This is a genomic window from Streptomyces sp. NPDC047130, from assembly GCF_040643475.1.
Lineage (GTDB): Bacteria > Actinomycetota > Actinomycetes > Streptomycetales > Streptomycetaceae > Streptomyces.
In genome coordinates, this window is the sequence record NZ_JBEYUK010000046.1 from 21,089 (window position 1) to 27,318 (window position 6,230).

5 protein-coding genes are annotated in these 6,230 nt (G+C 67.9%); all 5 read right to left on the minus strand.

Annotation, left to right across the window (positions count from 1 at the left end; genetic code table 11):
* Positions 1 to 21: 21 nt before the first annotated feature.
* Positions 22 to 891 (minus strand): hypothetical protein, encoded by an 870-nt coding sequence (locus ABZ836_RS29605; RefSeq protein ID WP_356139207.1) that lies wholly within the window; start codon positions 889 to 891, stop codon positions 22 to 24.
* A 389-nt stretch (positions 892 to 1,280) separates the two neighbouring features.
* Entirely contained in the window at positions 1,281 to 2,330 is a 1,050-nt protein-coding gene (locus ABZ836_RS29610; RefSeq protein WP_361147323.1) for a hypothetical protein, read from the minus strand.
* 43 nt (positions 2,331 to 2,373) lie between these two features.
* Positions 2,374 to 3,270: a ParA family protein gene (locus ABZ836_RS29615; RefSeq protein WP_356139211.1), complete on the minus strand. Its 897-nt coding sequence runs from the start codon at positions 3,268 to 3,270 to the stop codon at positions 2,374 to 2,376.
* A gap of 972 nt (positions 3,271 to 4,242) precedes the next feature.
* Positions 4,243 to 5,820 carry an acyl-CoA carboxylase subunit beta gene (locus tag ABZ836_RS29620; RefSeq protein WP_356139212.1) on the minus strand — a complete coding sequence of 526 codons (1,578 nt, stop codon included), beginning with the start codon at positions 5,818 to 5,820 and terminating at the stop codon, positions 4,243 to 4,245.
* Positions 5,821 to 6,136: 316 nt separating this feature from the next.
* On the minus strand, positions 6,137 to 6,230 hold a 94-nt coding region (locus tag ABZ836_RS29625), incomplete at its 5' end, for an adenosylhomocysteinase (protein ID WP_356139216.1).

A 6,230-nucleotide genomic window follows, 5' to 3' on the forward strand; every position in this document is an offset into this window, starting at 1 on the left:
TGCTTGTGGGCGCGGGCCCGCTCACTGGACGAAGGGGTCCGGGATGCGGGTGATCCACGACCCGAGCGGCAGTTTGAAGATGTGGTGCGGCCCGTGGGAACTGTCGATCAGCCACTGCGCCGCCTGCCCGAGGGTGTGGGTGACGTGGGTGGCGTTCGGCACGACCCAGACGCTGCTCTCGGGGGTGCAGTCCCCGCTCTCCAGGGCCGCGCGGACGGTCGTGATGGCGTGCGCGAGCCAGCTGGGGAAGGTCCGTTCGGGATGGCCTCCGACGCCTTCGGTGAGCCAGAGGCCCTGAAGGCTGTTGGCGACCTTGAGCAGGATGACGTCGTGGTGGGTGAGGTCGTGGAGGTCGGCGAGGTCGGCGTCCGCCAGGCGGTGCAGCAGCGAGACGGGGGCGCCCGCGGCCTGGGCGACGAGACGCACCGCCGGTGAGTCGCCGAGCTGCCGGATCTCGAAGGGGTGGGGCAGTGCGGCAGCCCAGGCGCCGACCGGGATCCGTACCGCGGTCAGGTCGTGGCCGGTGGAGCGGGCCGCGTAGGCGGCTGCCTCCTGCTGCGTGTGCGTGACGAACGAGCCCTTCGAGTCGACCCACACGGTGGTGTGGGGGTTGGCCTCGCCGCCGACGAGAGCGTCCCTGACGGTGTTGAGGGCGAGGATCTGCCAGAGGTCGAGTTCCTTGACGTCCTTGGGGTCGCGTCGTTGGCCGGGCCAGACGATCTGGTTGAGGAAGGCCAGCGCCTTCACGACGATGACGTCCTCGCCTTCGAGCGCGTGCGGGTCGAGGAGACCTCGTTCTATGGCCAGGCGGGCCCAGCGGGCGTTGACGTCCGCCGCGGTGGACACCGCGTGGGGCGAGCGTCCGCGTCGTGTCTCGGTCGGTGCACCCATGGTTCTGGTTCTCCTGTCGGGCCGGCGGTGGTGCGTCAGGCGCAGGGACGTCTGACGTAGCCAGATGTTACGCCGTATCAACGGCCTCCTGAGCCAAGTCCCCTGATTAGGCGTTTCGTGCGTTTCTCACCTTTCAGTCGTTCGTTCGAACTGTCACGCCGTGTTGATAGATCCGTGGATGATGCAAGGATCGATTCGATCAGCGAGGCGAGGGGCGGATGGATGGATAGCTACCTAGCTAGCTAGGTGGATAGGTGGATAGGTAGCTATCTACCTATCGAGCTGCCTATCGGGCTACCTACTTGTCTGCCTATGAGTGCAGGTCAGGGCAATGAAAGAGGGCCCCCTGGCTGTCTGCCAGGGGGCCCTCAAGGGCGATCTGCTCGCGTCTACTCGTCCGGGAAGGCCAGCGGACCGTCGTTCTCGAGCTCCTTCAACAGCGCCTGGACCACCGCGCTGGACACGTGAACGGCGGTGCGCGGGCGACCGGCTCGTTTCATTTCGTGTGGCAATGCGCGCACTTTTGACGCCACATCCGGGCCCAGTCGGTAGGTGGACTGCTTGCCCTTCGAACCGACGTTGCCTTCGGTCAGGTATTTTTCTGCGAGACTGACCTGTTCGTCGAGCGTCTCGGGCAGATGACGCCGGAAGGCCGCGTCCACGTAGTGCGCCTGCGTCATCCGCTTCCCGGTGGCGTCCGTGTCGTCGACCGCGCGACGGGTCAGCTCCTCGGCGAGGCCCTCGGCGAGCCGCACGGGGACCGCCTGCCAGTTCCTCGTGCCGAGCTGCAGGTCGAGCATCGAGCCCTTCCAGGAGGTAGCCACCGCCCGGTGGGCCTCGCTGCCTTCCGGCTTCGCCTTCCGGCGGCGCTCGCTGTCCTTCGCCTTGCGGGCCGGCGCCGCGGACTTCTGCTGCACCGGCTCTTCCGCGGGGGCCTGCTGCGCGGGGGCCTGGTCCGCGGCGGGGGCCGCGTCGGAGGGTGCGGGTTGCGGCTCCGGCTCCGGCCGGGACGGCTGCGCGGGTTCCGGCTGCGCGGGTTCCGGCTGCGCGGGCGCGGGCGGCGTCACTGCCTGCGGGCCCAGCGGCTCCAGGGGCTCCAGCGGCCTCTGGGGCGCGCGGGGCTTCTGCGGCGGCTGGGCGACGGGCTGTTCGCGCACCGGTGTTCCGGCCGTCGGCTGGGGCGCGGGAGGAGCCGCCTGCTCCGGGACGGTCGGCGCGGCTGTGGTCGGCGCCGGTGCGGGTGCGGCGGCCTTGGCGTCCGCCTCGGCCTGCTGCTGGGCCGTCTCCTGGGAGGGCTCCTCGGCAGGTTCGGCCTGGGGCTCGGGCTTCTGGGCGGTGTCGGGCGTCGCTGCGGGAGGCGTGACCACAGGGGCCGTGGCGTTGCCGAAGACCGAGTTGCTGATCAGGTCTTCCGCCCCGGCGAAGGCGGGGCCGGCCATCAGCGCGTCGACCGCCGGCGCCTGCCTACGCTTCCTGCCTCCGCTAGGCATTGGCCGTCACCGCCGCCTCCTGGTCGTCCTGGACACGCGGTGCCGGGAGGTCCCACTGGTCCCGGGGGGTGCGCAGGCGTGTCAGGAGCTCGTTGGCCAGCGCCGCGTAGACGCGCCCCACTCCCCCGGCGTTGGAGACCGCGGCCGGGACGCCGTCGGCGTAGGCCCGCGAGATCAGCCGGTTCTTGCGGACGCGGCTCTTGAAGGGCAGGAGACCGCCCTTGAGCATCATGTCCTGGACGTGCAGGTCCTCGATGGCCTCGGAGGCGGGCGGGTTGGCCCGGTTGAGGAAGGCGCCCAGGAAGACGGGCCGGTGGTCGTCCGAGGCTTCGGAGAGACGCTGCACGGCGGCTCGCAGGACCAGCGCTCCCTTGACCGTGGCGTACTCGGGGTTGCACAAGGTGACGACGGCATCGGCGGCCTTGAGGCCCACCAGGTTGAGGGAGGAGACGGCCGGCGGCGTGTCGATCAGACAGATGTCGTACTCCGACGCCGCGGAGGCCAGGAGGTCCCGGAGCAGCCCCATGTGCTGCTTGTCGGACGTCACGAACATCTCCTGGGCCCGCGTCATGGTGTGCTCGAGCGACGCGAGGACGCCGAGGGTGCCGGCACCGTCGAAGGGGTCCAGCATGGCGGAGACGTCCTGCACGTGCGGAAGGACGTCGGGCTTGCCGATGCCCTGGAGCGCCGCCTGCATGAGCCATCCGAGAGAGTGCTCACCCTGGTCGGGAGTCAGGTTCACACCCAGCGCAGAGCCGGCCTGAGCCTGCGGCTCGAGGTCGACGATCAGGGTCCGCTGGCCGTTGAGGGCCAGCGTGGCGCCGAGATTGACCGTGGTGGTCGTCTTGCCGACGCCTCCCTTCTGAGAAGGAATGGCGAGTGTGAGCATGTGCTCCTCCTTGGTGTCCTTGCGACTGGGCGACATCCTACGTCGTGATGTTGAAAGAGAGGCTTAGGCGGCCAGAGTGGCGGAGAAAGTCCGACATGCCTGGTCGATAGTCGTCACGGCGTGAAAGTAGACCGCCGACTCTTCCAGCTCCTCGATCAGAGGGCGGTCGCGCGGGCCCGCGAGAGGCCAAGTGGGCGCAGGACAAACCTAGTTGAGGAACACGCCGTCAGGACGCAGGCATCGCCTTCGTGAGGGATGGAAGGCGAGGAGACGGCCTCGGTGGGTTGGCGAGCGGAAGAAGGATCCGCGGAGTGGCTGACGGGCGAGCTCACGCCGTGGTGCCACGGAGGGGCGAGCGACAGAACGTTCACGCGGAGGGTGGGGTGAGCGCTGGAAGGGGGCGAGGAGCGCATGCAGGGCTGGATGAAGCGCTTGTCGAGGAGCCGCATGGAGGAAAGCCAGGATGACGGCCGAGCAAGTGGGCGAGCTGAAGAGATGGTGAACACGCGAGAGAGCTGACTGAAGAGAGGAGAGGCAGGCAGGCAGGCAGGCACGCGAGTGGAGTGGAGAAAAAGCGAGGTGAGGAGTGAGAGAGGTGGTAGGAGGAGTGGCGTGATGAGCGACTGGTGAGCAGATGGGAGAGAGGGCAAGCGCAGTACAGCAATGGCTGCAGAGAAAGTAAGAGGGCGGGAAGATCGGTTGGTGAGCTAGATGCATGGACGCATGCATGGCTAGCTAACTACCTAGCTACTTGGATATCTAGATAGCTAGCTACCTCTCTAGCTGCCTATATAGCTAGCTATCTAGATATCTCTCTACCTATCGAAGCAGCTACCGAGATACCTCTTAGAGAGGCTATCGATCTGCCTATCTCTCAAGATACTGGCAAGGCTACCCGTTGCCATATTGGGCAACCTACTTGCGTACCTATATTTCTGCCTACAGAGATACCTATATCTGCAGGTCAGAGAGTTACTGCGGCTGGTTGCCGTGCTTCCGGGAGGGCTGCTCGACGTACTTGGTGCGCAGGACGTCGAGCGCGTCGATCAGTCTCGCTCGTGTCTCCGCAGGGTCGATGACGTCGTCGACCAGGCCGCGTTCGGCGGCGTAGTACGGGTGCATGAGCTGTTCCTGATACTCCTTGATGTGCCGCTTCCGGGCGGAGTCAGGGTCGGCCGCGGCAGCGATCTCGCGGCGGAAGATGACGTTCGCAGCGCCTTCCGCACCCATCACGGCGATCTCGTTTCCGGGCCATGCCAGCGAGAGGTCGGAGCCGATGGAGCGTGAGTCCATGACGATGTAGGCGCCCCCGTAGGCTTTCCGGAGGATCAGCTGGATGCGCGGAACGGTGGCGTTGCAGTAGGCGTAGAGGAGCTTCGCTCCGTGCCGGATGATGCCCTCGTGTTCCTGCGATACCCCGGGGAGGAAGCCCGGAACGTCCACCAGCGTCACGAGCGGGATGCTGAACGAGTCGCAGAACTGGACGAAACGAGCCGCCTTCTCGCTGCTCTTGATGTCCAGGACACCGGCGAGCGCGGCGGGCTGGTTGGCGACGATGCCGACCACGTGACCGTCCAGACGGGCCAGGCAGCACACCACGTTGGGCGCCCAGGCCTCGTGCACCTCGAAGAAGTCGCCGTTGTCGACGAACTCCTCGATGACCGCGCGGATGTCGTACGAGCTCTTCGGGTCGGCCGGCACCATGTCGCGCAGTGCCGGGGTGAGCCGGTCGGGCTGGTCGGCACCGGGCTGCACGGGCGGCAGCTCGCGGTTGTTGGAGGGCAGGAAGGACAGCAGGTAGCGGACGTCGGCGAGGCAACTGTCCTCGTCGTCGTAGGTGAACTGGGCGACGCCGGAGAGGGACGCGTGCGTGTCCGCACCGCCCAGCTCGTCCTGGCTGATCTGCTCACCGGTGACGGCCTTCACGACGTCCGGCCCGGTGATGAACATCTGTGAGGTCCCGCGCACCATGAACACGAAGTCGCTCAGCGCCGGGGAGTAGGCCGCACCGCCCGCGCAGGGACCCATCATCACGCTGATCTGCGGGATGACCCCGGAATTGCGGACGTTGCGCTGGAAGATGCCGCCGTAGCCGGCGAGAGCGGTCACGCCTTCCTGGATGCGCGCTCCAGCGCCGTCACAGAGGCCCACGACCGGAGCTCCAGCGGCGGCGGCCATGTCCATGATCTTGTGGATCTTCTCGGCATGCGCCTCGCCGAGGGAGCCGCCGAAGATCCTGAAGTCGTGGGCGTACGCGAAGACGACACGGCCGAACACCCGGCCCCAGCCGATGACCACGCCGTCGGTGTACGGGCGTCTGTCCTCCAGGCCGAAACCGCTCGCCCGGTGTCTTCGCAGCCCCTCGACCTCGGTGAACGCGCCGTCGTCGAAGAGGAGCGCCAGCCGCTCCCGGGCGGTGAGTTTGCCCTTGGCGTGCTGCGCCTGGGTGGCTTTCTCACTCGGGCCCCGGCTCACTGCGGCGCGGATGGCCGCGAGCTCGGCGACCGTGCCACGCGGCTGCCGGACCGGCTTGTCGTGCAGGGCGGTCATGGGGCTCCCCTTCCGGCCGAGTTGGCCAACAAGGCCCGAGTCTGCGCCGTCCCGCTCGAAGCCGGTCGGAGCGCCGGTCGAAGCGTGACCGCGCGGGCGCCTTCCGGCGTCACGCGAGCCGCCGTCGAGGTGCGGGCGGGAGGCTCGGCTTGCTTCGGGACGGCCTGCTGCGAGGTCTCCCGGTGCACTGGACCGCCCGCCGGCCCCGCTCCGTCCCCCTCCGGAGTCGGCGGGCGTTCGTCATCGGTCCTCCGGGCGCGAACGCCTGGGGGACCGATGACGACGCCAGTGCCGGCGGATCCTCAGCAGCGGATCCTCAGTAGCGGTAGTGGTCGGGCTTGTAGGGGCCTTCGACCTCGACGCCGATGTAGGCGGCCTGCTCGGGACGGAGCTTGGTCAGCTTCACACCC